The organism is Aurantiacibacter gilvus (genome assembly GCF_038289935.1).
In the GTDB taxonomy this organism is placed as follows: domain Bacteria; phylum Pseudomonadota; class Alphaproteobacteria; order Sphingomonadales; family Sphingomonadaceae; genus Alteraurantiacibacter; species Alteraurantiacibacter gilvus.
Map to the genome: position 1 here is coordinate 1,825,560 of NZ_JBBYHV010000001.1, position 25,552 is coordinate 1,851,111.

General features: G+C 65.5%; 30 protein-coding genes and 1 pseudogene. 9 read left to right on the forward strand and 22 right to left on the reverse strand.

The annotated features are described in order from the left end of the window. Positions 1-13 precede the first annotated feature (13 nt). On the reverse strand, positions 14-790 hold the full coding sequence (locus AAEO60_RS09060) for a 16S rRNA (uracil(1498)-N(3))-methyltransferase (protein ID WP_341673326.1): 777 nt from the start codon (positions 788-790) through the stop codon (positions 14-16). 39 nt (positions 791-829) lie between these two features. Between AAEO60_RS09060 and ubiA the strand changes: the two genes are divergently transcribed. Further along, the gene (gene ubiA, locus AAEO60_RS09065) at positions 830-1,744 is read left to right on the forward strand and encodes a 4-hydroxybenzoate octaprenyltransferase (protein WP_341673327.1); all 915 of its coding nucleotides are present in this window, start codon (positions 830-832) and stop codon (positions 1,742-1,744) included. 3 nt (positions 1,745-1,747) lie between these two features. On the opposite strand, the gene AAEO60_RS09070 is transcribed toward ubiA, so the two are convergent. From AAEO60_RS09070 to AAEO60_RS09090, 5 genes are all read right to left on the reverse strand, one after another. Then, positions 1,748-3,121, reverse strand: a complete 1,374-nt coding sequence (locus AAEO60_RS09070) for a methyltransferase family protein (protein WP_341673328.1) — start codon at positions 3,119-3,121, stop codon at positions 1,748-1,750. A 125-nt stretch (positions 3,122-3,246) separates the two neighbouring features. Then, positions 3,247-4,599 (reverse strand): outer membrane protein assembly factor BamB family protein, encoded by a 1,353-nt coding sequence (locus tag AAEO60_RS09075; protein WP_341673329.1) that lies wholly within the window; start codon positions 4,597-4,599, stop codon positions 3,247-3,249. A gap of 16 nt (positions 4,600-4,615) precedes the next feature. Then, entirely contained in the window at positions 4,616-5,407 is a 792-nt protein-coding gene (locus tag AAEO60_RS09080; protein ID WP_341673330.1) for a tetratricopeptide repeat protein, read from the reverse strand. Between the two features lie 127 nt (positions 5,408-5,534). Next, positions 5,535-6,674, reverse strand: a complete 1,140-nt coding sequence (locus AAEO60_RS09085; RefSeq protein WP_341673331.1) for a glycosyltransferase — start codon at positions 6,672-6,674, stop codon at positions 5,535-5,537. After that, positions 6,671-7,546, reverse strand: a complete 876-nt coding sequence (locus tag AAEO60_RS09090; RefSeq protein ID WP_341673332.1) for an alpha/beta fold hydrolase — start codon at positions 7,544-7,546, stop codon at positions 6,671-6,673. The genes AAEO60_RS09085 and AAEO60_RS09090 overlap by 4 nt, the downstream gene beginning before the upstream one ends. Before the next feature lie 186 nt (positions 7,547-7,732). On the opposite strand from AAEO60_RS09090, the gene AAEO60_RS09095 reads away from it, so the two are divergent. The 3 genes from AAEO60_RS09095 (at position 7,733) to rarD (ending at position 10,903) form a co-directional block, all read left to right on the forward strand. Then, positions 7,733-8,200 (forward strand): DUF3617 domain-containing protein, encoded by a 468-nt coding sequence (locus tag AAEO60_RS09095; protein ID WP_341673333.1) that lies wholly within the window; start codon positions 7,733-7,735, stop codon positions 8,198-8,200. 138 nt (positions 8,201-8,338) lie between these two features. Next, positions 8,339-9,760: a succinylglutamate-semialdehyde dehydrogenase gene (gene astD, locus AAEO60_RS09100; protein ID WP_341673334.1), complete on the forward strand. Its 1,422-nt coding sequence runs from the start codon at positions 8,339-8,341 to the stop codon at positions 9,758-9,760. A gap of 219 nt (positions 9,761-9,979) precedes the next feature. Then, positions 9,980-10,903, forward strand: coding sequence for an EamA family transporter RarD (gene rarD / locus AAEO60_RS09105; RefSeq protein ID WP_341673335.1), 924 nt, complete (start codon positions 9,980-9,982; stop codon positions 10,901-10,903). On the opposite strand, the gene pyrC is transcribed toward rarD, so the two are convergent. After that, the gene (gene pyrC, locus AAEO60_RS09110) at positions 10,900-11,937 is read right to left on the reverse strand and encodes a dihydroorotase (RefSeq protein ID WP_341673336.1); all 1,038 of its coding nucleotides are present in this window, start codon (positions 11,935-11,937) and stop codon (positions 10,900-10,902) included. The genes rarD and pyrC overlap by 4 nt on opposite strands. Before the next feature lie 38 nt (positions 11,938-11,975). Between pyrC and ygfZ the strand changes: the two genes are divergently transcribed. Then, positions 11,976-12,767 carry a CAF17-like 4Fe-4S cluster assembly/insertion protein YgfZ gene (ygfZ, locus tag AAEO60_RS09115; protein ID WP_341673337.1) on the forward strand — a complete coding sequence of 264 codons (792 nt, stop codon included), beginning with the start codon at positions 11,976-11,978 and terminating at the stop codon, positions 12,765-12,767. Here the strand turns inward: ygfZ and AAEO60_RS09120 are convergent. After that, positions 12,764-13,363 carry a TetR/AcrR family transcriptional regulator gene (locus AAEO60_RS09120; RefSeq protein WP_341673338.1) on the reverse strand — a complete coding sequence of 200 codons (600 nt, stop codon included), beginning with the start codon at positions 13,361-13,363 and terminating at the stop codon, positions 12,764-12,766. The genes ygfZ and AAEO60_RS09120 overlap by 4 nt on opposite strands. A gap of 61 nt (positions 13,364-13,424) precedes the next feature. Here AAEO60_RS09120 and AAEO60_RS09125 point away from each other — a divergent pair, with 61 nt between their 5' ends. Next, a complete protein-coding gene (locus AAEO60_RS09125) occupies positions 13,425-14,285 on the forward strand; it encodes a metal-dependent hydrolase (RefSeq protein ID WP_341673339.1) in 861 nt (286 codons plus the stop codon). A 39-nt stretch (positions 14,286-14,324) separates the two neighbouring features. On the opposite strand, the gene AAEO60_RS09130 is transcribed toward AAEO60_RS09125, so the two are convergent. From AAEO60_RS09130 to rplU, 3 genes and pseudogenes are all read right to left on the reverse strand, one after another. Further along, positions 14,325-14,870 carry a GNAT family N-acetyltransferase gene (locus AAEO60_RS09130; RefSeq protein WP_341673340.1) on the reverse strand — a complete coding sequence of 182 codons (546 nt, stop codon included), beginning with the start codon at positions 14,868-14,870 and terminating at the stop codon, positions 14,325-14,327. Positions 14,871-15,038: 168 nt separating this feature from the next. Further along, positions 15,039-15,308 carry a 50S ribosomal protein L27 gene (rpmA, locus tag AAEO60_RS09135; RefSeq protein ID WP_341673341.1) on the reverse strand — a complete coding sequence of 90 codons (270 nt, stop codon included), beginning with the start codon at positions 15,306-15,308 and terminating at the stop codon, positions 15,039-15,041. 285 nt (positions 15,309-15,593) lie between these two features. Continuing rightward, positions 15,594-15,998 (reverse strand): annotated as a pseudogene (rplU, locus tag AAEO60_RS09140) (50S ribosomal protein L21); the annotation flags it as partial. Between the two features lie 230 nt (positions 15,999-16,228). On the opposite strand from rplU, the gene AAEO60_RS09145 reads away from it, so the two are divergent. Beyond that, entirely contained in the window at positions 16,229-16,732 is a 504-nt protein-coding gene (locus AAEO60_RS09145; protein WP_341673342.1) for a hypothetical protein, read from the forward strand. Beyond that, positions 16,729-17,412: a Crp/Fnr family transcriptional regulator gene (locus AAEO60_RS09150; RefSeq protein ID WP_341673343.1), complete on the forward strand. Its 684-nt coding sequence runs from the start codon at positions 16,729-16,731 to the stop codon at positions 17,410-17,412. Before AAEO60_RS09145 ends, AAEO60_RS09150 begins: the two co-directional genes overlap by 4 nt. Before the next feature lie 12 nt (positions 17,413-17,424). On the opposite strand, the gene AAEO60_RS09155 is transcribed toward AAEO60_RS09150, so the two are convergent. The 6 genes from AAEO60_RS09155 to AAEO60_RS09180 all read right to left on the reverse strand — a co-directional run bounded on the left by AAEO60_RS09155 (position 17,425) and on the right by AAEO60_RS09180 (position 20,317). Beyond that, entirely contained in the window at positions 17,425-17,850 is a 426-nt protein-coding gene (locus AAEO60_RS09155; RefSeq protein ID WP_341673344.1) for a hypothetical protein, read from the reverse strand. A 63-nt stretch (positions 17,851-17,913) separates the two neighbouring features. Continuing rightward, a complete protein-coding gene (locus tag AAEO60_RS09160) occupies positions 17,914-18,363 on the reverse strand; it encodes a molybdenum cofactor biosynthesis protein MoaE (RefSeq protein WP_341673345.1) in 450 nt (149 codons plus the stop codon). Positions 18,364-18,367: 4 nt separating this feature from the next. Further along, on the reverse strand, positions 18,368-18,610 hold the full coding sequence (locus AAEO60_RS09165) for a MoaD/ThiS family protein (RefSeq protein ID WP_341673346.1): 243 nt from the start codon (positions 18,608-18,610) through the stop codon (positions 18,368-18,370). Between the two features lies 1 nt (position 18,611). Further along, positions 18,612-19,613, reverse strand: coding sequence for a GTP 3',8-cyclase MoaA (gene moaA / locus AAEO60_RS09170; protein WP_341673347.1), 1,002 nt, complete (start codon positions 19,611-19,613; stop codon positions 18,612-18,614). Positions 19,614-19,622: 9 nt separating this feature from the next. After that, positions 19,623-19,952, reverse strand: coding sequence for a Rossmann fold domain-containing protein (locus tag AAEO60_RS09175; RefSeq protein WP_341673348.1), 330 nt, complete (start codon positions 19,950-19,952; stop codon positions 19,623-19,625). After that, on the reverse strand, positions 19,949-20,317 hold the full coding sequence (locus AAEO60_RS09180; protein WP_341673349.1) for a dihydroneopterin aldolase: 369 nt from the start codon (positions 20,315-20,317) through the stop codon (positions 19,949-19,951). Before AAEO60_RS09180 ends, AAEO60_RS09175 begins: the two co-directional genes overlap by 4 nt. A gap of 121 nt (positions 20,318-20,438) precedes the next feature. Between AAEO60_RS09180 and AAEO60_RS09185 the strand changes: the two genes are divergently transcribed. Further along, positions 20,439-21,230, forward strand: a complete 792-nt coding sequence (locus AAEO60_RS09185; protein WP_341673350.1) for a DUF1499 domain-containing protein — start codon at positions 20,439-20,441, stop codon at positions 21,228-21,230. Here the strand turns inward: AAEO60_RS09185 and AAEO60_RS09190 are convergent. The 5 genes from AAEO60_RS09190 to AAEO60_RS09210 form a co-directional block, all read right to left on the reverse strand. Further along, positions 21,227-22,114: a class I SAM-dependent methyltransferase gene (locus AAEO60_RS09190; protein WP_341673351.1), complete on the reverse strand. Its 888-nt coding sequence runs from the start codon at positions 22,112-22,114 to the stop codon at positions 21,227-21,229. The genes AAEO60_RS09185 and AAEO60_RS09190 overlap by 4 nt on opposite strands. Further along, positions 22,114-23,526, reverse strand: coding sequence for a threonine synthase (gene thrC, locus AAEO60_RS09195; RefSeq protein WP_341673352.1), 1,413 nt, complete (start codon positions 23,524-23,526; stop codon positions 22,114-22,116). Before thrC ends, AAEO60_RS09190 begins: the two co-directional genes overlap by 1 nt. 65 nt (positions 23,527-23,591) lie before the next feature. Further along, positions 23,592-24,194 carry an SURF1 family protein gene (locus AAEO60_RS09200; RefSeq protein WP_341673354.1) on the reverse strand — a complete coding sequence of 201 codons (603 nt, stop codon included), beginning with the start codon at positions 24,192-24,194 and terminating at the stop codon, positions 23,592-23,594. Then, the gene (locus AAEO60_RS09205) at positions 24,191-24,586 is read right to left on the reverse strand and encodes a DUF983 domain-containing protein (RefSeq protein WP_341673355.1); all 396 of its coding nucleotides are present in this window, start codon (positions 24,584-24,586) and stop codon (positions 24,191-24,193) included. The genes AAEO60_RS09200 and AAEO60_RS09205 overlap by 4 nt, the downstream gene beginning before the upstream one ends. An 8-nt stretch (positions 24,587-24,594) precedes the next feature. Continuing rightward, positions 24,595-25,485 (reverse strand): cytochrome c oxidase subunit 3, encoded by an 891-nt coding sequence (locus tag AAEO60_RS09210; RefSeq protein ID WP_341673356.1) that lies wholly within the window; start codon positions 25,483-25,485, stop codon positions 24,595-24,597. Between the last annotated feature and the right edge of the window lie 67 nt (positions 25,486-25,552).

The following is a 25,552-nucleotide window of genomic DNA, read 5'->3' on the forward strand; positions in this document are numbered from 1 at the left end:
GCCAGCTGTCGGCTCAGTCGCTTGCCCAATCACCTGCCAGGCCCATCCACAATGTCGTTCCGGCAAGGGCAGCGGTTTCACCGCGCAGGATTCTCGGACCGAGCGAGATCGGGCGCGCCTGCGGGATAGCCCGGATGGCCTCGCGCTCGCCATCATCGAACCCGCCTTCGGGGCCGACCAGCAGTGCCGCCTTGTGCAGGCCTTCGCCGCGCTCGGGGAACTTGGCAAAAGCAAAGGCCTCGGCAGCGGGCTCCCCGCCCTCCTCGTCAGCGAAGAACAGCAGGCGGTCCCCCGGCCAATCGCACAACAAGGTGTCCAGCTTCACCGGCTCGTGAACCTCAGGCAAGGCGGTGCGCGCGCACTGTTCGGCGGCCTCGGTAACGATGGTGCGGGCGCGGTCGGGATTGAGCTTGTCGGCGACGCAGCGGCGCGTCACCACCGGGTGGATGGCCGCCACGCCCAGTTCGGTGGCCTTTTCCAGCACCATGTCGAAGCGGTCTTTCTTGAGCAGCGCGGGACAGAGCCAGAAATCGGGCACCGCCTCGCGGTGGCGCAACTGGCGTTCGACCGAAAGCACCACGTCGCGCTTGCCCGTTTCGACCACGCTCGCCAGCCATTCGCCGGTCCGGTTGTCGCAGAGGATCACCGCATCGCCCGGCGCCACGCGCATGACGCGGGCGAGGTAGTGCGCCTGCGGCCCGTCGAGCGGCACGCGCACCCCGTCGGACAACGGCAGATCGACGAACAGTCGCGGAGCGCTCTTGGGCGGCCAGGCGGGTGTGGCAGGCATGGCTTTGCACTAGGGCCAAGCGCGGCTAACAGGCAAGTCATGTCCGCCGACACCGTCACCCCCGACAGCCAGCACAAGTCGCTGGCCGAGCGCCTGCCGCAACCGCTGCGCGACTACGCCCTGCTGGCCCGTTTCGACCGGCCGATCGGCTGGTGGCTGCTGTTCTGGCCCTGTGCATGGGGCGTCTGGCTCACCGGAGCCGGTTGGCAGTGGCAGCTGGTACTGTGGATGCTGCTCGGCTCTGTCGCCATGCGCGGCGCAGGCTGCGTCTACAACGACATCGTCGACGCCGATCTTGACCGGCAGGTGGCGCGCACCGCCAGCCGTCCGGTTGCCAGCGGGCGGGTGAGCAAGACCGCCGCATGGCTGTGGCTGATGACACTCAGCGCGGTAGGGCTGGTAGTCCTGCTGATGCTGCCCAGCCTGCGCTCGCAGCTGGTGGCGCTTGGCAGCCTGGTGCTGGTCGCCGCCTATCCCTTCATGAAGCGCATCACCTGGTGGCCGCAGGCATGGCTGGGGCTTGTCTTCACCTGGGGCGCGCTGGTGGGCTGGACCGCGCTACGCGGCGACAATCTCGAGGTCATGTTCGCGCTCTACGCCGGGGCCTTCTTCTGGTGCATGGGATACGACACGATCTACGCCCTGCAGGACCGCGAGGACGATGCGCTGGTGGGGATCAAGAGTTCAGCCCTGCGCCTGGGCAGCAAGGTGAGACCCGGCGTCGGCGCTTTCTATGCCGCAGCTATCGGCCTGTGGGGCCTCGCCTTCTGGATGTTGCGCGGGGACTGGATCGCGCTGCTCGCGCTGATCCCGGCTGCCGCACACCTTGGCTGGCAGGTTCTGACGCTCGACCCCGCCGATGGCGCCAACCCGCTCGACCGCTTCCGCTCGAACCGCTTCGCCGGCCTGCTGGTGGCAGCGGCCTGCTTCGTCGTCGGGAATTCGGGCCTCTAGGCCCTATTCGGCCGGTTCGGGTACCGGGTCAGGCTTGCGCGGATTGAGCGCGCGCAGCAGGCGGACAAGGCGCGAGGTGATCACGCCGTTCTCTGCCATCCAGTCGTAGTATTCGCGATATTTCGGGTCTTCCGCCAGCAAGTGCGCCTCTTCCGTGCGCGCGCGCCAGTAGTAGATCGCGCTCACCACGCCGAGGAACAGCGAGTTGCGGACCGCGTCCAGCAGCGAGTGGCTGGTGACGAGGAAGGGCATGGTGCTGCACCACCAGAACAGGTTCTTCGACAGGTAGGCCGGGTGCCGCGTGTAGCGATAGGGCCCGTTGGTGATCACGCCGCGATAGGTGAGGTTGGAGAAGCGGATGCCGAAGGCCACGGTTGCCCAGGCATAGGCCGCGGTGAGGAACACCAGCCAGCCGGCCCAGACATAGAGCAGCGCGCGGCTATCCGCGAACCAGTAGGCCCAGTCGGCAGTGTTGTATTCGTACTGGATAATCCCGCTCTGGCCCATGATGCCATAGACGAAGGGCGGATAGCACAGCAGGGCTGCCACCCAGCCGGCGAAGAAGGGATTGCCGCTGCGGATATGGGCGTCGAGCGGGCGCAGGGTCAGCAGGTAGCCCACAGTGCCGATCTGCACGTCGATGACAAACAGCAGCTCGAACAGGCTCACGCCAAGTCGCACCGGATCGTGCAGCATGGCATTGCCGTCAGCTTCCACCACGGCGGCGAAACCGGCGGGCAGGATCGAGATCATGAAGGCGGAGAAGAAGCCCTTGATGATCCAGGCGCGCCAGTGCTTCTTCACCTGTTCGCCGTCCCACGCCTCGCGGCCGACCAGCATTGCGCCGAAGTGCCAGCAGTGGTCACGCGGGTTGACCAGCACGCGGTCGAGCCAGATCACGTAGGGGATCGAGAGGATGAACAGCGGCACCGCGGCCGCACCGATAACCTGCATGGCGAAGAGGTAGTTGCCCTCCCAGTACCAGCGGCCGAGCACATAGATCGCGCCGATGATGAACCAGGTGGCCCAGAGCCCGGCCAGCTTGGTGATCGACACGTCGAGCACCTCCGACACCGCGCGCTTGCGGCTCCAGTCGATGCCGGTCGTGGGGTTGCGGTGGACCTTTTCCACCAGCACCGACCAGGTCGCCATGGCAAGGCCGGTCAGCGTCATCGTGGCCAGGGCGGCATTGGGGCCGGACAGGCGGCCACGTTCGTTGGCCCAGCCCATCCACTCGCAAATATCCGGCCACAGACGTGCCAGCAGCACGCAGCTGAGCAGGGTTACGAGCCCGACAAGGCCCACCCATGGCGAGACATCGCTACGCGGCGGCTGCGAGGCAGTAATCCCCGGGGCGGAAGAGCGCGATTTTTCCATCGCGCCCGATCTAGGCAGCGAAGGTTAAAGGCCGGGTAACAGGTTGGGCCCGCATCAGGCCCGTCCCGATCTTGGACAGTTTGCCGAGCAGGTCAGCGCCCGCTCGCCACCCGCTTACCGCGCAATTACCTCCAGGCGTGGATCCTGCCGCCGTTGTCGAGGATGTAGAGCGTGTTGTTGGCCACCACCGGCGGCAGCGACACACCGTCGTCGAGACGGACGAAATCGCTCGCCTCGCCGGTCATCACGTCGACCGAACGCACCTGTCCGCGGCTGCTGGCGATCCACAGGCGACCACTGGCCAGCACCGGACCGGTCCAGAAAATCGGGCCTTCACGGTCTTCCGGCTCACGCCAGCGCTCTTGCTGCGAGATCCAGCGGATACGGCCGGTATTGCGCTGGATGGCCAGCAATTGCGCATCGTCGGTGAGAGTGAAGACCCATTCACCGATCACCGTGGGGGTGGAAATGCCTGCCAGCGTAAGTTCCCAGATGCGCTGTCCGGTCAGCAGTTCATAGGCAGCCATACGGCCGCCCTGCCCCAGTGCGTAAACGCGGCCCTGATCGATAATCGGGTCGGCGTCGACGTCGGTCAGCGTGCCGACCTGCGTCGAGATCGAGGTACGTGCCAGCGCGTCAGACCACAGCTCACGGCCGTTTTCGTAGCGATAGGCCACCAGTTCACCGCTGGAGAAGCCCGCGATCACCGTGCCCTGGCCAGCCGCCGGAGCAGCCACGCCGAACACGCCGGTCTGGCCAGAAGCCGCGGCGCGCTGCCACAGGATATCGCCGCTGTCCGCGTCCAGCGAGAAGATCTGGTTGTCCTGTGTCATCACGAAGACGTTGTTGAAGGCCACGGTCGGCGAACCGCGCAGCGGACCGGCAGGCTTCACGCGCCACAGCTCGCTGCCGTTGGTGGCATCCAGCGCGACGACGTCGCCCACGCCATTGGTGGCGTAGATGCGGCCGTTGTCGTAGCTGGCGCCGCCACCGAAGGTCGCGTCTTCGAGGTCACCGGTCACCTGGATGCGGTGCGCCCACTGGCGGGCGCCGGTACTGGCGTCGAAGGCGTAGATCACGGCACCCGTATCCACCGCGAACAGCATGCCGTCGGCGATCACCGGCGCGGCGGCGAGACGACGGGTCTTGGTCGAACCGGCAATGTCAGCCGTCCACAGGCGGCTGGGCGAAGTCGACAGCGTGACGTGGCCGGGCACCTTGGCGGCATTGCCGCCAGCCTGCTGCCAGGTGGTGTTGGTCGTCGCGGGAGGGACGATAACTGCAGTCGATGCGAGCGCCGGATCGGGGGTGATGTCAGTCGCGATGCGCGACAGGATCGGGACGCGGTTGCCGACGGTCGGAGTCTCGGGATCGTCGTCGTCACCGCCGCCGAACAGGCCGCCCCCGGCACAGCCGGCGAGGGCCAGGGCCATGATCGGAACGGCAAGGCGGGTGGCCGTGCGGCGCAGGATTTTCATTGTCATCATCTCGCTTTTATTCGACCAGCTCTGCTGTCGCGGCGTTCACGTCCTGCCCGGTAATCTCGGACAATGCTGCATTGACGTCGTCAATGGTGTCGACACCCAGCACACCAGCCATCTGGCGCGCACGGCCGCGAATGGACTGCGGCACGTCCTCGTTCCGCACCAGGTCCGCCAGCAGGGCGCCGGCCTCGGCTTCCTTGCCCTGGGCAAGATAGGCATGGGCCACCAGTTCACCGGCGCTGCCGTAAAAATCGTTATCCGGCACGGCAAGCGGGCCGACGCGGTCGATCACTTCCTGCGGATCGAGATCGTCGAATTGCACCGTGACGCTGCGGATCGTGGCAACGTCGCGCAGCTCCGCCGGGACGTCGGGGTTGGCGCTAATTTCGTCATAGAGTGCTGCGGCATCGTCGGGGCGGTCACCCTCGATGGCGATACCGGCGCGCAGCATGGCAGCCATGGTGGCCACCCCGCCCTCGCCTTCGGCCAGCAGGGCCAGCTCGCCGTCGGCAATGTCGATATTGCCCGCTTCCAGCTCGTCGATTGCCAGGATGAAGGCCTCGGACTGCGTTTCCAGCTCGTCTTCGGTCTGCCCCTGCCAGAACAGGAAGCCGCCAAAGGCGGCCAGGCTAAGGCCGAAAGTGATGCCGATAGGCCAGCCCCACTTCTTGGCAAAGCTGCTCACCTCGTCCTGGCGGACCGCCTCGTCCACCTCGCGCATGAGCATTTCCTGCTCCGCGTCGGCGCGACTTTCGGGCTTGTTCCTGGCGGGTTGTTCTATCGGGGTCGGTGTCTTGGCCACGTTTGGTCAATCATGCTGGAAAGAAAGGTCAGGCCGCGCTCTTTAACGGATAGGGCGGGCATTTCAATCGAAGAGCGAGTCCTGTCCCCGCACGGGTGAATGCCCGATGAAGCCTGGCGAGCGGGCGCTATTGCGGTTTCGGGTACTTTTCCATCAGGCCCCAGTAGAGCGCCTGGTAGCGTTCGATCATGCGCCGCTCGTCGAATTCCTCGCGCGCCTTCTTGCGGTTGGCCTGCCCCATGCGGTCGCGCGTGACCGGGTCATCCGCCAGCCGCGCCAGTGACTTGGCAAGCGCCTTCTCGTCGCCCGGATCGACCAGCGCGGGGCCATTGTCGCTCGCCACCATGGCGCCGATATCGCCCACGCGCGGGGCGACCACGGGCAAGCCCGCCGCCATGGCCTCCACCACCGAGATGGGGAACTGTTCGGACAGGCTCGACAGCGCGAAGATGTCGAACAGGCCGACCAGCTTCTGCGGTTCGGCCACGAAACCGGGCAGGTGCACGCGGTCCTCGACCCCCAGCCGTTCGGCTTCGGCGAGCAGGTTTTCCCGCTCCGGCCCTTCGCCCGCAATCACCAGCTGCCATTCGGCGGGCATGCGGTCCATGGCGCGCACCAGCACGTCGAGCTGCTTGACCGCCCGCAGGCCCGCCAGGGTGCCGACCCAGAATTCGTCCTTGTGCTTGATCAGGCCGGGCAGGATGTCGCGCTTGGCGGGGGCGGCAAAGGCGCGGGTATCAATGCCGTTGGGAATGCGCCGCACGCGCGTGCGCGGCTGTGACCAGGTGTTGAGCGCGATGTCTTCCAGCTTGGCCGAGGGCACCACCAGCGCTGCCGCGCGCCCCAGCGCGATCTTGCGATACCAGTTGCGGCGCTTCTTCAGGCGCTTGGCCTCGTCCTCGTTGAAGCCGTCTTCGTGGTGCACCAGCGGCGGAAGCTTGAAAACGTCGGCAAATACCGTGTGCGCCATCACCGCGTCGATCGCGCCCCAGTTGTAGGTGCAGATGAGGTCATACCCGGCCATGGCCTTGGCAAGGGCGGCCAGCCGCCCCGGCGTGGGCTTGCCCTGCAAAGAGGGGAACTTGGGCCACGAGACCTTGGCCTTGTTGCCGATCAGCCGCGCCGCACCGCGCTTTTCGAGGTCTCCCGACACGATGGCGTGGTCCGCGGCCTTGCCCCAGGCGTTGATCAGCCTGACATTGCGCAGTTCCTTGCCCCCGGCATCGAAGGTCGAGTGGATATGCAGTATCTTCGGCACCTTGCTCATGCCACGCGTCCCAGCAGGCGGGCGATGGCTTCGAGCGCAACCGGCTCTTCCAGCGTCGGCGTGTGGCCGACCCCGGGCACGGTGACTGCCTCAACGTTGTCGCTTTCTTCCGCCATGCGCCGGAAGGTCTCCTCCGAGAGCAGGTCCGACAGCTCGCCGCGCAAGGCCAGTACCGGACGCGCCGCCAGTGCGCGCCATGCGGGCCACATGTCGAAATCGACGGGACCGTCCGCTTCGAGCATGGGTTCGGCGATCTTCATGTCGTAGTCGAAGGCGATGCGGCCGCTGCCCGATACCACCATCAAGCGCTTGGCCAGTCGCAGCCAGTCGGCAGTCTCGAAGGCGGGATAGATCTGGCTGGAACTGTCCTTCATCGCGCGGGCGGCGTGCATCCAGGTGGGAAAGCTGCGGCCCTGCCCGACATAGTCCTTGATCCGCTCCAGTCCCTCGGGCTCGATCACCGGGCCGATATCGTTGATGACGGCCCCTGCCAGCCGGTCGCCATGCGACAGCGCCAGCAGCATGGTGATGATCCCGCCCAGCGACGTGCCCAGCACCACGACCTTGTCCAGCCCCGCCTGGTCCAGCAGGGCAGCAATGTCGGCGACATATTGCGCGGGGACATAGCTGGCCGAATCCCTGGCATAATCGCTTTCGCCGCGCCCGCGCAGTTCGGCGCAGATCACGCGCCATTCGCCCGCGAAGGCATCTGTCACGGGCTCGAAATCGCGGGCATTGCGCGTCAGGCCGGGGATACACAGGATCGGCGGGCGGTCCCCAAGTCCTTCTGGGCGCCCGGGATAGTCACGGTAGTGCAGCGTCAGTCCGTCGCCGCTTTCCCAGCTGCCGTCCGTGTAGGCGGTTTCGCTCAAGTCCGGTCCTCTTGGAATCGCCCTGCCAAGCGCAGGCCCCTGTCGAACCGCACTAATGGATGCATGCGCGGCGAAGGGCAACCGGCTGTTTGCAGCGCAGCAAGGGTCGGAAAGTAGGGGGGCTGTGTTCTCGGCGCAGGACTGATAGGCTGCCTTCATCCGCAAGTGCGACCCGAAAGGAAGATAATGCGCAAGCTTACGCCCAAACTGACTGTTGGCCTCGTCGCCCTCACCATCGCCGCCTCTGCCGCCGCCATCGAGCCCGGCAACTGGGAGGCGACCACCCGGGCCACCGATATCCAGCTGTCCAGCGAGATCCCGCCGCAGGTGGCAGACATGATGCGCGATGCCATGGGCAACCGCACCTTCTCCAACACCAGCTGCGTCACTCGGGAAGACATCGACGGTGCACCGGAGCGCATGTTCGAGGAAAGCGGCGGCGATTGCCGCTACACCGAGTTCGACATGAGCGGCGGCACCATGCACGGCGTCGCCCAGTGCGATACCGACCAAGGCACCATGACCATGACCATGGACGGCACCTACACCGACACCTCCTACGACATGACCATGACCATGAACGGCGATGTCGGGATGGGGCCCATGTCGATGACCTACGAGGTGACCGGTCGGCGCCTGGGTGCCTGCAGCTGATCGGCTCGCCCTTCTGCCGGAATCGCCGGTTACAAGTGTTACGATATGAACCGTGGGGTTTAACCGCGACTTTGCGTGCACACCTTAGTTTCTCTAAGGGCCGTTCCAGCACATCCTGATACGAAGGGCTTTTTCGCCTTGGCCGAAACCAATGAGCTGATTTCCTACGAGCCCGCCACGGGGGCCGAACTGTGGCGCGGCAAGCACGGCGATGTCGACGATATCGTCGACCGTGCCCGCCGCGCCTGGCCTGCATGGGCGGCGGAACCGCTGGCCAAACGGATCGAGCTGGTCCGCCGCTTCGCCAACGAGGTGCGCAAGGAACAGGACGAATTTGCCGAGCTGATCGCGCGCGAAACCGGCAAGCCCCTGTGGGAAGCCCGCACCGAAGTCGAAGCCGTTATCGCCAAGGTCGAGATTTCCGTGCGCGCCTATGCCGAGCGCACCGGCCAGCGCAAACTCGATTCCGCACTGCAGGGAACGGCAGCACTGCGGCACAAGCCGCACGGCGTTATGGCCGTGCTGGGCCCCTACAACTTCCCTGCCCACCTGCCCAACGGCCACATCATCCCGGCGCTGATCGCCGGCAATGCGATCATCCTGAAACCGAGCGAGAAGACCCCGGCGGTGGGCGAGAAGCTGCTGACCTTCTTCAACCGTGCGGGCATCCCCGCCGCGCTGGTGCAATGCCTGATCGGCGGACCCGACGAAGGCAAGGCACTGGTTGCCCACCGCGATGTCAACGGCGTGCTGTTCACCGGATCGGCGCAGGTCGGCATTGCCATCAACCGCAAGCTGGCGACTGATCCCGGCAAGATCGTCGCCTTGGAAATGGGCGGCAACAATCCCATCGTTCTATGGGACACGCCCAAGATTTCCGACGCGGCGGCACTGGTGATCCAGTCGGCCTTTACCACGGCCGGACAACGCTGCACCGCCGCGCGCCGCCTGATCGTGAAGTCCTCGATGTATGACGAAGTCGTGGATGCGGTGAAGACGCTGGCCAAGCGGATTATCGTGGGTGCGCCCTTCGACGAGCCGCAGCCGTTCATGGGCCCGGTGATCGACAACAACACCGCCGACCAGCTGACCGAGAGTTTCCTCTACCTGATGTCGAACGGCGGCAAGGCGATCAACCACATGCGCCGCACGCAGGGAGACGACTTGCCCTTCGTCTCGCCCGCGATCATCGATACCACCGCGATGCAGGAACGCCCCGACGTCGAGCTGTTCGGTCCGATCCTGCAGGTAATCAAGGTGGACGATTTCGACCAGGCGATTGCCGAGGCAAACAACACTCGGTTCGGCCTGTCGGCCTCGCTGGTGGGCGGCACCCCGCAGCAGTACAACCGTTTCTGGGCCAATATCCGCGCCGGTATCGTCAACTGGAACCGCCCCACCAACGGCGCCTCCAGCGCCGCGCCGTTCGGCGGGATCGGCTTTTCGGGCAACCACCGTCCGGCGGCCTTCTACGCGGCAGACTATTGCGCCTACCCGGTCACCAGCACCGAGATGGAGCAACCGCGCGCGAGTGTGGGCGTGGGCTTCAAGAACAGCTGATCCATGGGCAATCAAGGCGCCCGGGCAATCAAGCCCGGGCGCCTTGGCGCGGCCCTCCTAGACACGACCCGGAAAGCCGCGCGCCGATGCTGCCGAACAGGGGAAGCAGCACCGCATCCGAATTTGCGCTGGCGCGCAATTCACAGGAGCCATACGAGTATAATCGAATGATTCTGAACTCGACGCAACCGTCAGGAATAATTGAGGAAAGTTGTTTGCATGGGTGACGGGGCGGTCAGCACGGGAGGGGAAATCAGCCAGCGCCGCGCTCTTCTTGCTGCGCTCGGCACCCATGCGATCTGGGGCAGCCTGCCGATTTACCTGCTGCTGGTCCACGAGGTGCCGCCGCTGGAATTCGTCGCCTGGCGCACGATGTTCACCCTGCCGGTATGTTTCCTGTTCCTGATCAGGATGCGGCAGCTGCCGCAATTGCGCTTGGTGCTGTCCGACTGGCGTACCATGCGGGTGCTGCTGGCCAGTGCCACGCTGATAGCGATCAACTGGTTCATCTATGTCTGGGCGATCCAGACCGAGCACGTCTATGCCGCCAGCCTGGGCTATTACTTCCTGCCATTGGTGATGATGCTGCTGGCGCGAGTGTTCCTGCACGAGCGGCTCAGCCGCTGGCAGGCGGTCGCCGTGGGCCTGGCGGCGCTCGGCGTGGGTGCGCTCGCCATCGGCGCCCAGACCACGCTGTGGGCCAGCATGACGCTGGCGGTGACGTTCGGCGTCTACGGCCTGCTGCGCAAGACCGTCAGCGCGGGGCCACTGGTGGGCCTGACCATCGAAGCACTGATCCTGCTGCCGCTGGTAATCGGATATCTCACCTGGCTGGGCCTCGCCGGCGGCGGCGTAACCATGGGTCGCGACTTCGTGGAAAGCACCGCGATCGTGTTCTCCGGCGCGTTGACCGCGATCCCGCTGATCCTCTTCGCCACGGCCGCCCGCGCACTCCCCTACACGGTGATCGGCTTCCTGCAGTTCCTGTCGCCGACCTTCATCTTCCTGTTCGGCCTGACGGTGTTCGGCGAGGAGCTCAAACCGGCGCAGCTGGTCTGCTTCATCCTGATCTGGTCCGCGATCTCGCTGTTCAGCTGGGACCTGTGGCGCGGTTCACGGAAGCGCGCGAAGGCGGCAGCTTAACCGGCGAAGCGCCAGCGCAGTGTCTCGCCTGCATGGAAGGGTACCAGCTCGGTGTCGGCAGTGGCGATGGTAGCCGGAACCGGCGTATCCACCTTTTCGAACGCCACCGTCGCCTGGTTCTCCGGTAAGCCGTAAAAGCGCGGGCCGTGGAGGCTGGCAAAGCCTTCGAAATGCGCGATGGCCTCCTCTTCGTCGAACACGGCGAGATAGCTCTCGAGAGCATAGGGGGCATTGAAGATGCCCGCGCAGCCGCAAGCACTTTCCTTGGCTTCGCGCGCGTGCGGGGCGCTGTCGGTGCCGAGGAAGAACTTCGGGCTGCCGCTGGTCGCCGCCTTGCGCAGCGCCAGCCGGTGCGCCTCGCGCTTGGCCACGGGCAGGCAATAGGCGTGCGGACGGATGCCGCCCACCAGCATGGCATTGCGGTTGATGTGGAGGTGCTGCGGCGTGATCGTGGCCGCGACATTGTCCGGTGCGCTTTCCACGAAAGCCACGGCCTCGCTGGTGGTGATGTGTTCGAACACGATCTTCAGCGAGGGCAGGCTCGCCAGCAGCGGCGTCATCACCCGCTCGATGAACACGGCCTCGCGGTCGAAGATGTCGATGTCGGCGCTGGTCACTTCGCCGTGGACGCACAGGACCATGCCGATCTCGGCCATGACTTCCAGCACGCCGCGAATGTTGGCGACGTCGGTGACGCCCGAGTCCGAATTGGTGGTCGCACCCGCCGGATAGAGCTTGCAGGCGGTGAACACGCCGCTTTCGAAGCCGCGCCGCACTTCTTCGGGGTCGGTATTGTCGGTGAGATAGCAGGTCATCAGCGGCTCGAAGGCCAGTCCCTCGGGCACGGCGGCGAGGATGCGGGCCCGATAGGCCTCTGCCGCTTCCACCGTGGTAACCGGCGGGGTGAGGTTGGGCATGACAATGGCGCGGGCGAACTGCCGCGCGGTGTGGGCCACGACGCCTTCCAGCATGGCGCCATCGCGCAGGTGAACGTGCCAGTCGTCAGGGCGGCGGATGGTGAGGGATTCGCTCATGCCATTGCCTATGCCGCGCCCCGCCCTATCTGTCACCCATGACCGAAGGACATCCAGCAACCCGCTTGGCCAACCGTGCCGTAGTGCGCGTTACGCCCACCGATGACAGCGAAGATGCCGCCAAGTTCCTGCAAGGACTGCTGACCAACGACGTGACCGGCGACCTGCCCGTCTATGCCGCGCTGCTCACCGCGCAGGGCAAGGCCATGTTCGACATGATCGTGTGGCGTGACGGTGCGGCCATGCTGCTCGACTGCGAAGCAGCGACGGCAGAGGACCTCGCAAAGCGCCTGGCGCTCTACCGCCTGCGCCGCAAGCTGGAGATCACCGTGGACGACAAACTGGCCGTGCATTGGGCCGTCGCTGACGATGGCAATTTCATCCCCGGAAAGGCACCGGGCGAACAGCTGATCCCGGTGACCTTGAAGGCGCGCGATCCGCGCCTGCCCGGGTTGGGAGTCCGCTGGATCGCACCTCGCGATGCCAATCAAGAGAGCGCAGACAAAGCCTACCGCGCCCACCGCCTGTCGCTGGGCGTACCCGAAGGTCGCGAAGAACTGGGCGAGACCCTGTGGCTCGAGACCAATGCTGCCGAGCTCAACGGCGTCAGCTTCACCAAGGGTTGCTACATCGGGCAGGAGAACACCGCCCGGATGAACTGGCGGCAGAAGGTCAACCGGCGACTGGTGGTCGTCCCGCTCGACCGTTCGGAGGAAAAGCGCCGCAAAGCCGCCTATCCGGAGCTTGGATTGGCCGTGGATCACCTGCGGGTGGACGATATTCCCGCCGAGCTTGTACCCGCGTGGATGTCGCTCTCGGCCGAGGGCTAGGCCTCGACCCCGTAAGCCTTGCGGAAGGCCGCCACCAGCATCTCTTCGGCGCGATCGCGCGCGACCGAGCGTTTCACCGACAGCGATTCGGCCATGGCCTCGCCCAGCAGCGCATCGCCCAGCGCCAGCAGCACCAGCGTGAAGGTATTTTCGTGCATCGTCAGCTCGGTTTCGCCGTGCACTTCGTTGGGCCGCAGGTCGTGCACGAGCGCGTGGATGGTCTCGACAATCGGGTCGAGCGCGTCCTCGTTGCCGGAGGCGAGCATCCAGCTGGCCAGCGCTCCGCCGCCTTCGCGCCCGAAAGCGTCGAACGTCAGGTCCACCACTTCGCGCGGGCTGCCGATACCTGCCCGCGTAGCCCGCACCGCTTCACCGATCGAATCGCACACTGTTTGCGCGAGGTGCCGCGCCAGTTCCTTCTGCAACCCGGAGGCCGAGCCGAAGTGGTGCAGCAGGTTGGCATGGGTGCGTCCGACCCGCGCGGCAACGGCTTTCAGCGTCACCGCCTGCGGCCCTGCTTCGATCAGCAAGGCACGAGCGGCCTCCAGCGCCTGCGCGCGACTCTCTTCCGGGCTTAACCGCCTTCTTATTGACATTGATGTAAGTCCACTCCAGAAAGTCGGTCTAGCGATGGCCGCAGTTGATTCGGACAGCGATATGACCGCAAAGACACCACCCAAGGCAAGCCCCGAGGACATAACGCTCACCGTGCGTGATCGCCGCTTCGGCCGCAACACCCGGCGCGAACGCGGCGGCGATCCTGTTGCATCGGCCTGGTTTCTCGCCCTGTCAGCCTCCTTCCCGCGCGGCGAAGCCATGTTCATCGAAGCGGTAAAGGCTCACCGTGACGGCACCCCTCCCCGCCTTGCCGCAGAGATCCGCGAATTCATCCGGCAGGAGGTAAACCACACGCGCGAACATGTCGCCTTCAACCGTGTGGCCACGGACGCGGGCTATGACATGAGCAATATCCAGCAACGCGTGAACGCCCTCACGAACGACGCGCTGCAGGCTCCGCCCGTCGTTACGCTCGCGATCACAATTGCACTGGAACACTTCACCGCGATCATCGCCCACCTTTTCCTGACTGACGAGGAAAGCCTGTTGAGCGAAGGCATGGGCGATCCCGACCTGTGGCGCTGGCACGCCGCCGAAGAGATCGAGCACAAGGGCGTCGCCTTCGACACCTGGCAGCATGCCACCCGCAACTGGAAGCCCCGCAAACGCTACGTGATGCGCTGCATGGTCATGCTGCAGGTGACGTACCGCTTCCTGCGCAACCGCATGCGCGACGCGCTGGAACTGATGGAGCAAGACGGCGTGAGCGGCTGGAAGGCCCGCTGGAAGCTGTTCGCCTACCTGGTCGGCAAGCCCGGCATGTTGCGGCGAATTTTCCCGAGCTGGCTCAGCTACTTCCGTCCGGGCTTCCATCCGTGGGACCATGACAACCGTGCGCTGATCCAGTTGCACGACAGCGCCTATGTCGACGCCAACATGCAAGCCATACCCGCCGAATAGTCTGCATTTCGCTCCGCCACTGGCGGGGCGAAATGCACGCTAGGCGGCCTGGCAGGACTGCTCCGCCATCTGCGGATTCAAGCGCTCGTAACGGCGGGCCAGGACAAGTTCGTGGTTGCGGGCCGCGCAGGATTCCGGGCGGATCTCGCCAGTGTCGGTGAACCCGACCGACCGCAGCACCTTACCGCTTGCCGGGTTCTCGAGATAATGACCCGCTTCGACCCGCTCGATACCAAGGGCATCGGCGACAGACAGCGCTCCGCGTGCCGCTTCGGTGGCATAGCCGCGGCGTTGCCACTTCTTGCCGATCCAGTAGCCCAGCTCATGCGCGTTGTCGCCGAAGGGCTCGATACCGATCATGCCGATCACCGGCGCGCCAGAGAGTTCCGGCAGGGTCACCACGAACTTCAGTGCCCCCTTCGGGGCCGGCTTGCGGCAGAAGGCCTGGGCATCGATCGGGCGATAGGGCCAGGGTGCGCGCGCCAGCATGCTGACGACGTCGAAATCGGCGATGCCGCGATAGACCTCGCGCCAGTCTTCGGGGAACAGGGGCCGCAGGAACAGCCGTTCGGTACGCATGAACATTGGTATTCTCCCCATTGGCCGGGTGCCCGCCTCCAGTGGGCCTCCGGACAGAAATCGGAAGGAGAATCAAAAAAGGAGACGGGGCGGCCCCATCTCCTTCCAAATTCCAAGCCAGTTGCCGCTCGGAGGGGCCATCCCGGTGGATGGCCCCTTCATCGAGTCATCCGATTATTCGGCGGCTTCCGCCATGGCGTCGACCGATACGTACTTGCGGCCGAGCTTGCCGTCGTGAAAGCGTACGACGCCTTCTGCGAGCGCAAACAGCGTGTGGTCCTTGCCCATGCCGACGTTGACGCCCGGGTAGAACTTCGTGCCGCGCTGGCGCACGATAATGTTGCCGCCGATCACGTCCTGACCGCCGAACTTCTTCACACCAAGGCGACGACCTGCTGAGTCGCGACCGTTACGCGATGAACCGCCTGCTTTTTTATGTGCCATGGTTCGAGATCCTTACTTCTTGCTCTTCGCCGCTTCGGCCTTGTCGACCGCAGCGCGCGGGGGCTTGCCGGCAAGCAGTTCTTTCGCCTGCGCGACCCATTCGTCCTTCACCGGGCGATTGCCCAGCTTGAGCTCTTCGTTCATCTTTTCCGCGGTGGCTTCGTCCCACGCGGCGATGTCTGTCCAGTCCTTGATACCGGCAGCGTGCAGCTTCTTCTCGATGGTCGGGCCGATGCCCGAGATCAGCGACAGGTTGGTCGTGTCGAGATCAGCCTTGGCCGAGCCGGCAGCTTCCTTCACCGGAGCAGCCTTGTGCGCCTTGGGCGCAGCCTTCTCTTCCGAAGTATCCTTCTTGGGAGCGGCCTTGGTAGCCTTCTTGGCGGCAGCCTTGCCTTCGCCAACGCCCACGATGCGCAGCAGGGTCATCTGCTGGCGATGGCCGTTCTTGCGGCGATAGTTGTGACGGCGACGCTTCTTGAAGACCGTAACCTTCTCGCTCTTCGCCTGGGCGATCACTTCAGCCGACACGCTGACCTTGGCGGCATCGGCGAGGGTATCGCCTTCGCCAGCCAGCAGGACATCGTCCAGCACAATCGTATCGCCGGCCTCACCAGCCAGCTTCTCGACTGCGATCTTGTCTCCTTCGGCGACGCGATACTGCTTGCCGCCCGTGCGCACTACTGCGAACATGGTGCTCAATTCCGTTTCTACTGGTGTCTTCTGCCTCGCGCCAATCGGGGTAGAACCCCCACCAGTTTGCGGCAATGACAAAAAAGGCGCCCAACGGGCACCGGAAAGTGCGACGCCGTTAGGACAAGCTCCTTGGGCTGTCAACCACGACATTGGTGTTTAGGGCACCAATTGGCCAAAGAAAATGGATGCTGGAAAGCAGTCGGCGAGGAATGTAGGGCGGAAGTCCGATGTCGCATGTAAATCACCTGATATACCTGGCGCTCCCGGCCTTGCTGGCAGGGTGCGCCGCGCCGCAGGGGGAATATCCTTCGCTGGCCGTGCGCGATACCGAGCGGGTCAGCGGCACCATGGAAGTGGCACCGCCCCCTCCCCCGCCACCCGCACAGCCGCCCGCCACGCTGGAACGGCTGGACCAGCTGGTGGCAGACGCCCGTGCTTCGCACACCCAATTCCTCGCCGCCGCTCCCGCCGCGCGCACCTCTGCGCAGGCTGCCGGCGGTGCCGCAACCGGCAGCGACAGCTGGGGTCGGGCGCAGGTTGCCATTGCCGATCTCGAGGCCCGACGCTCGAACGCCATGATCGCCCTGGCTGACCTGGACCGCCTCTACGTCAACGCTGCCAGCGCGGCTGAAGACTTGACCCCGATCGTCGCCGCCCGTGACGAGATCGGCGCCTTGGTCGACGAGCAGAATTCCATTATCGATTCGCTGCTGGGAGAACTGCAGCCATGAGCCTTGCCTGTGAAACCTGTGCCGTACGCGAAAGCGCCGCCTGCTCGGTGCTGGACCATGACGAGCGCGAAGCCTTGTCCAAGGCGGGCCGTACGCGCGAACTGACGCGCGGCGAAGTGCTGTTCGCGGCCGGCGACGAAGACGCTGCCTGTGCCACCCTGGTTACCGGCGCGCTGAAGGTCTGCTCCTATGACGAGGACGGCAACGAGCGCATCCTGGCGCTGATCCACCCCTCGGGCTTTATCGGCGAAATGTTTGCGCCCTTTGCCGCCCATGACGTGGTGGCCCTGACAAAGTCGACGCTGTGCGTATTCGCCAAGGCCGACATGCAGCGCGCGCTGGACGATCATCCCAAGCTGACCCGCGCCCTGCTGCGCCGCTCGCAGGAAGACCTCTACTGGGCGCGGCAGCTGCTGGCACTGGGATCGGGCCGCAGCGCGACCGAACAGGTCGGCACTTTCCTGCTGGCACTGGCCCAGGCAGCCAGCGATTCGCCGTGCCACCCGTCGCAGAGGTTCGAGCTGCCGCTGACACGCGGTGAAATGGCCTCGATGCTGGGCCTCACCATCGAGACCGTCAGCCGCGCCATGACCACGCTGGAGAAGCAGGGCGCCATCCGCAGACACGGAGCGCGCGGAATCGAACTGGTCGATCCCGCGCGCCTGGAGGGTTCGGTCTAGGTCGGGAGACGTTCAGACCAGCGCGGCGATTACCACCACGCTTACCCCCCACAGGAAGATCAGCACCGGCAGGATCAGCACCTGCACGCTGGCGTCGCGCGCCGTGGCGCGGCCCGATGCCGTCATCACGCCTTCATGCTGGAAGCGCGCCCAGGTCTTGTTCTTGCTGACTGTCTCGGGTGCAAGACGGGTCCAGACCAGCGGCAGGCCGAAGCCGGCGATGACAGAGAGGCCGAAGATCACGGCGAGGATCGTCAGTTCGGGGTGGGCAAAAGTCACCGCCAGCATGGCGATGAAGCCGAGGTAGAGACCGACCGTCGCGACGTAGAGCCCCTTGGGAAGCTCGAAGGTGCGATCGACACTTGTCGGTACGCGCGGCGCCTCGGTACGGATGTCTGCGGTGCGGGCAAGCTGCTCGCGGGAAACCAATTCTGCCATGGGTAAGCTCCTTCCTGGGCGGTCAGGATTGGAGCGAATCGGCCGCGGCCGCCTTGATCTTCGTCAATCGTCCCAGCGGGCGAGATCGGTATGGTCTTCGGTGCGCGGCTCGATCCACGACCAGGTGCCGCCGCGCAGCTCGCGCTTCCAGAACCACGAGTCCGACTTGAGATGGTCCATGCAGAAATCGACCGCGTCGATGGCCCCGCGCCGGTGCCTGGCACAGGCCGAGACCAGCACGATCGGCTCGCCCGGATGCATCACACCGGTGCGGTGGACGACCAGCAGGCCCATCAGGCCGAACCGGTCAGCCGCCTGCTGCGCCAGCGCCTCCATGCCCGGCAGGGTCATGCGTTCGTAGTGCAGCAGTTCGAGCGCCTCGACGTCTTCCTCCCCGCGCACTTCGCCGACGAAGGTGCAGACGCCGCCAAGGCCGGGGTGGGCATTGGCGAACGGCCCGACGAATTCACCGGGGTTGAACGGGGCCTCAAGCAACTTGACCGTCACCGCCACGGGTTCAGCCCCCGCTGACGGGCGGCAGCAGCGCGACCTCGTCGCCGTCGCCGGCGTTGAGCGCGGTCTTGTCCGCGAGCAGGGCCCCGTTGACAGCAACCTTGGTTCGCTCGCCTGAAACGGCGGTCGCCAGTTCTGGCTCCAGCGTTGCGAGCAGAGCCTCCCAGTCGAGCGGTGCGGGTCGCTGGCGTTCACCCTCGCCTGCAAGGTCCGCCAGTTTGCCAAGAAATACGACGGTGACGCTCACGTCACCCCCCCGTCACCGACATGTGTCGCGGCTGGGCGGGAGCGGCACCGCGGACGTGGTTGAAGTGGTGGCGTTCGGGCTTGATGCGCATGGCCTCGTCGAGCGCGGCAGCCACATTGGCATCCGGCGCATCGGAGCGCAGCGCAGCGCGCAGGTCCACCTTCTCCGCCCCGCCGAGGCAGGCGTAGAGCTCGCCCGTCGCGGTCACGCGGATACGGTTGCAGGTGGCGCAGAAATTGTTGGTGAGCGGGGTGATGAAACCCAGCCGTCCGCCGGTCTCCTCTACCCGCACATAGCGCGCAGGACCGCCGGTGGTGTCCGCGATGTCGGTGAGCGTGAAGCGCTCTTCCAGCACGTCGCGCACGGCGGGCAGCGGCAGGTAGTGGTCGACCCGCTCGCCTTCGACCTCGCCCAGCGGCATGACCTCGATCAGCGTCATGTCATGGCCGTTGGCGCCCGCCCATTCGACGAGAAAGGGGATCTCGTCCTGGTTGATGTCCTTCAGTGCGACGGTGTTGATTTTCACCTTCAGGCCGACGCGCTTGGCCTCGGCAATGCCGCGCAGCACGGGCAGCAGCCGGTCGCGGCGGCTGAGTTCCTCGAACAGCGCCCCATCCATCGTGTCCAGGCTGACGTTCACGCGGCGCACGCCCGCTTCGAAGAGGGGCTGCGCGAATTCTTCCAGCCGGGTGCCGTTGGTGGTGAGCGTCAGTTCGTCGAGACCGTCGCCCAGCTTGCGGCCCAGCGCCTGTACCAGCTCGATCACGTCGCGCCGCACGAGCGGTTCGCCGCCGGTCAGGCGGATCTTGGAAATCCCGCGGTCGATGAAGGCGAGGCCCAGCTTGTGCAGTTCCTCCAGGCTGAGCACGTCCTTCTTGGGCAGGAAGGTCATCCGCTCGGGCATGCAGTACGAACAGCGCAGGTCGCAGCGATCGGTCACCGACAGGCGGAGATAGGAAATGCGGCGCTGGAAAGCGTCAACAAGGGGCTGCGAACAAGACATGGGGCCTATCTACGCACTATCGCGCGAATTGCCATCCGTTTGCAGCAACTGTCCGGTTACACCGGGCGCGGCGGCGAGATAGGCGCAGACTTCGTCCACCGCCTGCCCTTCCCGCCCGGCAACGCCGTTGACCCGGTTCGGGGCCGCCTCGCGGGCCAGTTCCTCCACCACCGCGCGGCGCCAGCCGAGATGGGTGTGGTCGGCGAAATCGAACAGGATCGCGAGGTCGCTTCCCGCGGCCTTGCGGACTTCGGGAACCACGCGGGCATGGAAAGCGGCCGCGGCGTCGAGCGGGGCAGCCGGCAGGCCGCGCGCGTCGATCCGCACCAGCGCGCTCACTTGCGCTCGCGCACCAGGGTGATGCCGATCAGCTCGTCACCTTCGGACAGGGCGAGCTTCTCGATCTTCACGCTGACTTCCTCGACCCGTTGGTCCTGCAGGAACAGCGTTTCGCAGACGTGGTCCGCCACGGCCTCGATCAGCTTGTAGTGCCGGTCACCCAAGGCCTCCGAGCAGGCGAACTTCAGGTCCATGTAGTTCTTGCTGGCGTCGAGCGGGGTATCGGGATCGTAATGCCGCTCCACCTTCAGCTTCACGCGGACGGTGAAGCGCAGGGGCTGCGGTTGGCCGGTCTCTTCGGAATAGATCCCGGTGTGCACCATGTGCGTGAAATCGACGAGCTCGAGATGAAGGCTATCGGCCATGCCGCGCCTCTGGCAGCGCAGGCGCATATTGGCAAGCCGGAGGAGACAGCCCTAGGTCGCAGTTGACGCGCGGTCAAAATTGGAGTGAGTCCGAGCACAAACACGGACTGGGGAGCAGATCATGGCAGATGCAGTAGAAACCGAAGGTGCGGAGGCACCCCCTCCGGCAGGTGAGACCCTGTCCCCGCGCTGGCCTTTGTGGCTTAGCAACTTTGCCTTGGGCGGCGCCATCCTGGTGGTCATCTATGCCCTCGGCGGGCTGACTTTGGCCCGTTATGACATGATCGCGAAGATCGACGGCTTCCGGGCTTTCATGCAAACCATGATTCCCGCCGCAGTCGTGGGCGGTGTTGCCATCCTGGCCATAGTCTTCGCCGTATGGCGCAAGTCGGCCGGCAAGGTGAAGGCGGGCATTGCCGTGGTGCTTTCTGCGACCCTGCTCCTGGTCATGTACACGCAGGTCATGCTGCCGGCAGGCAAGGTGCCGCCGATCCACGATATCAGCACCGACCTTGGCGACATGCCGCAGTTCACCGCGCTCGATGTCGACAATCCGGTCAGCACCGGTCCGTTCAGCGAGGAGGAATGGCGCGCCTTCCACGAGGGTGCCTATAGCGATATCGGCCCGATCGTGATCGACAAGGCTCCCGCCGCCGTTCTCGCAGATGCCCAGGCCCTGGCCGAAGCGCGTGGCTGGGAGATCGCCGGCTACGATGCCGAAGCCGGACGCCTCGAAGCGACGGCCACGGCTGGCTACCTGCGCTTCTACGACGACGTGGTGGTTGAAGTGACCCCGGTTACCGACGGCAGCACGCGCGTCGACATGCGCTCCGTCAGCCGCGTGGGGGTTAGCGATCTTGGCTACAACGCGGCGCGCATCCGCGAATTCCTGGCAGACCTGCAGGCTGCCTAATCGTTCGACCACCGCGCGAAGATCGCGGTGGGCAGCAGGCGGCCGTCCGGGCCATCCTCGCGCACGGCAAGGTCGCCGTGTTCGATTGTGCCCGGCAGGTCCTTGAACACCTCTGCCAGCAGCCCGCCAATGGCGAGCGATGACATGCGCACGGCATATACCGTCAGGAACAGGAACCTGCTGTCGGCATCGAGCAGCTGGCGGCAATCGCCGATCAGGCCGGGCAGGCCCTCCTCGATGCGCCAGGTCTCGTTCTTGGGGCCGCGTCCGAACTTGGGCGGGTCGAGGATGATGCCGTCGTAGCGGTTCTCGCGCCGCACCTCGCGCGCGGTGAACTTGGCGGCATCGTCGACCAGCCAGCGGATCGGGCGATCCTCCATCCCCGCCAGCGCGGCATTCTCGCGCGCCTGGGCGACCGACTTCTTGCTGGCATCGACATGGGTGACGGGACCGCACTGGCTCAGCGCCAGGCTGCCGACACCGGTATAGCCGAACAGGTTGAGCGTCGAGGCATCGTCCCGCCCCGCCAGTTGCCCGCGCATCCAGTGCCAGACCGGCGACATGTCGGGGAAGAAACCGAGATGGCGGAACGGCGTGCACTGGGCAGTGAACCGCACATTCTCCCATCCCAGCGGCCAGCCTTCGCGCGGCACGTCGCGAGAGAACTGCCAGCGTCCGCCGCCGTCCTCGTCGCTGCCGGGCACGAATTCGCCGTGGGCCTGCCAATCAGATTGGCGCGGGGTCCACATGGCCTGCGGTTCGGGCCGGATGAAGCGGTAGTCGCCGTAGCGTTCCAGCTTGCGGCCATTGCCGCTGTCGACGAGGCCGTAGTCGTCCCAGCCCTCGCCAGCCATGACCAGCGGTTCGGTGACGAGCCGGGCCATCAGGCGCTGGGCGTTGCGTGGGCCGCCACGAATTCGGCCACGGCTTCGTATTCACCGGGCAACTCGACCAGCGCCTCGGTGCGTTCGAACAGGTCGCCCACGCGGGCGGGCAGCGAGGGGCGGATGCCGGTGGCGCGTTCCACCGCGTCGGGGAACTTGGCCGGGTGCGCCGTTGCCAGCGTCACCACGGGGATCGCCGCGGCCACGTCCGAGGCGCGCGCGGCAGCAAGGCCAATCGCGGTGTGCGGATCGAGCACTTCGCCGCATTCCCGCGCGGCCCAGGCCATGGCCCCCGACATTTCCGCCGCATCGACGCGGGCACTGGTGAACAGCGCCGCCGCACCCTCGCGCTGGGCATTGGTCAGCAGCATGGCCTTGGTAGCTTCGAACCCGCGCATCTGCTCGGCCATGGCATGGCCATCGCGGCCGCCGAGGTCGAACAGCAGGCGCTCGAAGTTGGAGCTGACCTGGATATCCATGCTCGGCGCAGCCGTCGGCGTGACGGTGCCGGCGGAGTAATCACCGCTCGACAGCGCGCGGTGGAGGATGTCGTTGACGTTGGTCGCCACGATCAGCCGCTCGATCGGCAGGCCCATCTGCGCCGCGACATAGCCCGCGAAGACATCGCCGAAATTGCCCGTGGGCACGCTGAAGGCAACCTTGCGGTGCGGTGCGCCCAGCTGGAGTGCCGAGGCAAAGTAGTAAACCACCTGCGCCATCAGCCGCGCCCAGTTGATCGAATTGACCGCGCTGATGCGGAACTTGCCGCCCTTGGACGAGGCCATCTCCGGGTCGCCGAACATGCGCTTCACCATGGCCTGCGCATCGTCGAAGCTGCCTTCGATGGCGAGGTTGTGCACGTTGGGCGCGCGCACCGTGGTCATCTGGCGGCGCTGCACGTCGCTGACGCGGCCCTTGGGGTGGAGCATGAAGATGTCGACCCGATCACGCCCCGCCACGGCGTCGATCGCCGCGCTGCCGGTGTCGCCGCTGGTGGCACCGACGATGGTCAGGTGGTCATCGCCCTTGGCGAGGAAGTGTTCGAACAGGCGGCCGAGCAATTGCAGCGCCACGTCCTTGAAGGCCAGCGTCGGGCCGTGAAACAGCTCCAGCACATAGTGCTGCTGGTCCAGCTGCACCAGCGGGGTGACCGCGGCATGGCTGAATCGGCCATAGGCACGCGTGCACAGCTCGCGCAGCTCGTCCTCGGTGAGCGAGCCTGCGACGAAAGGGCCCATCACCTTCACCGCCAGCTCGACGTAGGAGAGGCCCGCCATGGCGTCGATCTCGTACTCGGAAAAGCGCGGCCAGTGCTCGGGCACATAGAGGCCGCCATCGGACGCGAGGCCGGCCAGCGTCACGCCTTCGAAATCGAGCGCCGGAGCGCTGCCACGAGTGGAAATGTACTTCATTGTGCAGCGGCGGTTAGCGGCAGCATGCGCGGGCCGCAAGAAAGCTGTTGTTTGATGTCGCCGTTTCAGCCTTGTGCGGCGCGATCACGCCAGCGGCGGCGCAGGGCCAGTCCGTAGATCACCAGTGCCGTCAGGGCGAAGAAGAACCACTGGAAGGCATAGGCGAGGTGGTTGTTCGGGAGATCGTTGGGATCGGGCCGGGCACTTGCTTCCAGCCCTGCATGGGCAGTCTCGGAAACGAGCTTGAAGTCGTCGCCAAGCGGGACGAGCACGCCTTCCAGGTCACCGCCCTCCCATGCCGGTCCGTCCGGACCGCGGGACCAACCGATCTCGCCATAGATGACAGCGCCTGTTCCTGGCGCGGCCTGGCAGGCGAAGCGATGGACATAGCCGGTCTGGCCATCTCGGTTGCGTCCGGCAACCGCCGTTGGACCGGAGGGCTCCGGGCAAGCCATACGGACTGTGCGGAATGCCAGTCCATCGGCCTCTCTCACATTCGCCAGATCGGTAACGGGCAAGTCTGCGGCCGCCTCGTAGCTGGCAATCAGAGCCTCCTTCTCGTCCAGCCGCCCGAGCTGCCAGAATCCGAGACCGATCATGGTGATCACCGCAGCGATCACCACAACAGTGGCAACGATCGGCACCTTGCGCATCGGCTTTCCGCTCACGACAGGTCGCTCCCGTCATGGCGGTGCTCTTCGGCGCGGCGGACAAATTCGCTGCCCAGAAGCCAGGCCTTGGTCACGCGCAGGGCAGCAATCACCCCGAACACGATCAGCGGCAACCACAGGAGGACGTGGACCCACCACGGCGGCTCGAACGTAAGTTGCAGCCATAGCGCCAGCGCCACGACAACGCCGCCGATCCCCATGGTGACGAAAGCTGCCGCGCCGTCACCCACGTTGAAGCGCGAAAAGTCGAGGCCGCAGCCCGGGCACTTGTCGGCGAACTTCAACATACCCGCGAACAGCGTGCGCTTGCCGCAGCGCGGGCAGCAACCGAAAAGGGCGACCTCGCGCATGGCGGGCCGCCCTTCTTGTGTTTCCGGAAAATCGGTCACGAATGGGCCTAGTGCGGTTCGAGACCCCAGCCCCCCCAGACGTAGACGACGATGAACAGGAACAGCCAGACGACGTCGACGAAGTGCCAGTACCAGGCAGCCGCTTCGAAGCCGAAGTGCTGCCGGGGCGTGAAGTGGCCCTTGTAGGTGCGGACGAGGCAGACGATCAGGAAGATCGTGCCGACCAGCACGTGGAAGCCGTGGAAGCCGGTCGCCATGTAGAAGGCCGAGCTGTAGTTGTTGCCACCGAAGCCGAACGAGGCGTGGCTGTATTCGTAAGCCTGGATGCAGGAGAACAGGATGCCGAGGGCGATGGTTAGCCACAGGCCCTTCTTCAGGCCGTCACGGTCGCCATTGATCAGGCTGTGGTGCGCCCAGGTCACCGTGGTGCCCGAGCACAGCAGGATCAGCGTGTTGAGCAGCGGCAGGTCGAAAGCGTCGAGCACCTCGATGCCGTCCGGCGGGAAATGCGTGAGGGCCGCAGCACCTTCCTGGCCGATAAGGTTCTGCCAGATCGGGCCGTTGTCCGTGCTGATCATCTCGATTGGCGCCGGGAACAGCGAGAAATCGAACCACGACCAGAACCAGCCGACGAAGAACATGACTTCCGAGGCGATGAACAGGATCATGCCGTAACGCATGTGCAGCTGCACCACCGGGGTATGATCGCCGCTCTGCGCTTCGTTCACGATCTTGGAGAACCAGCCGAAGAAGGTGGCGATCAGGCCGGCAATGCCGAGGCCGAGCACCACGCGCCACAGGCCTTCGGGGAAGGCGCCTTCGTCGGCATGCATGAACATCACCATGCCGGTCGTGAACGTCAGGCCCGATAGCGCACCCACGAAGGGCCAGATGTCGGGCGGAAGGATGTGGTAGTCGTGGTTCTTGGCGCCGGCCATGAGTTCTATCCTGATGCTTGTCCCGTGACGGGGTTTGATGGGCCTGTAATGCGTGCTTGCGCTCGGG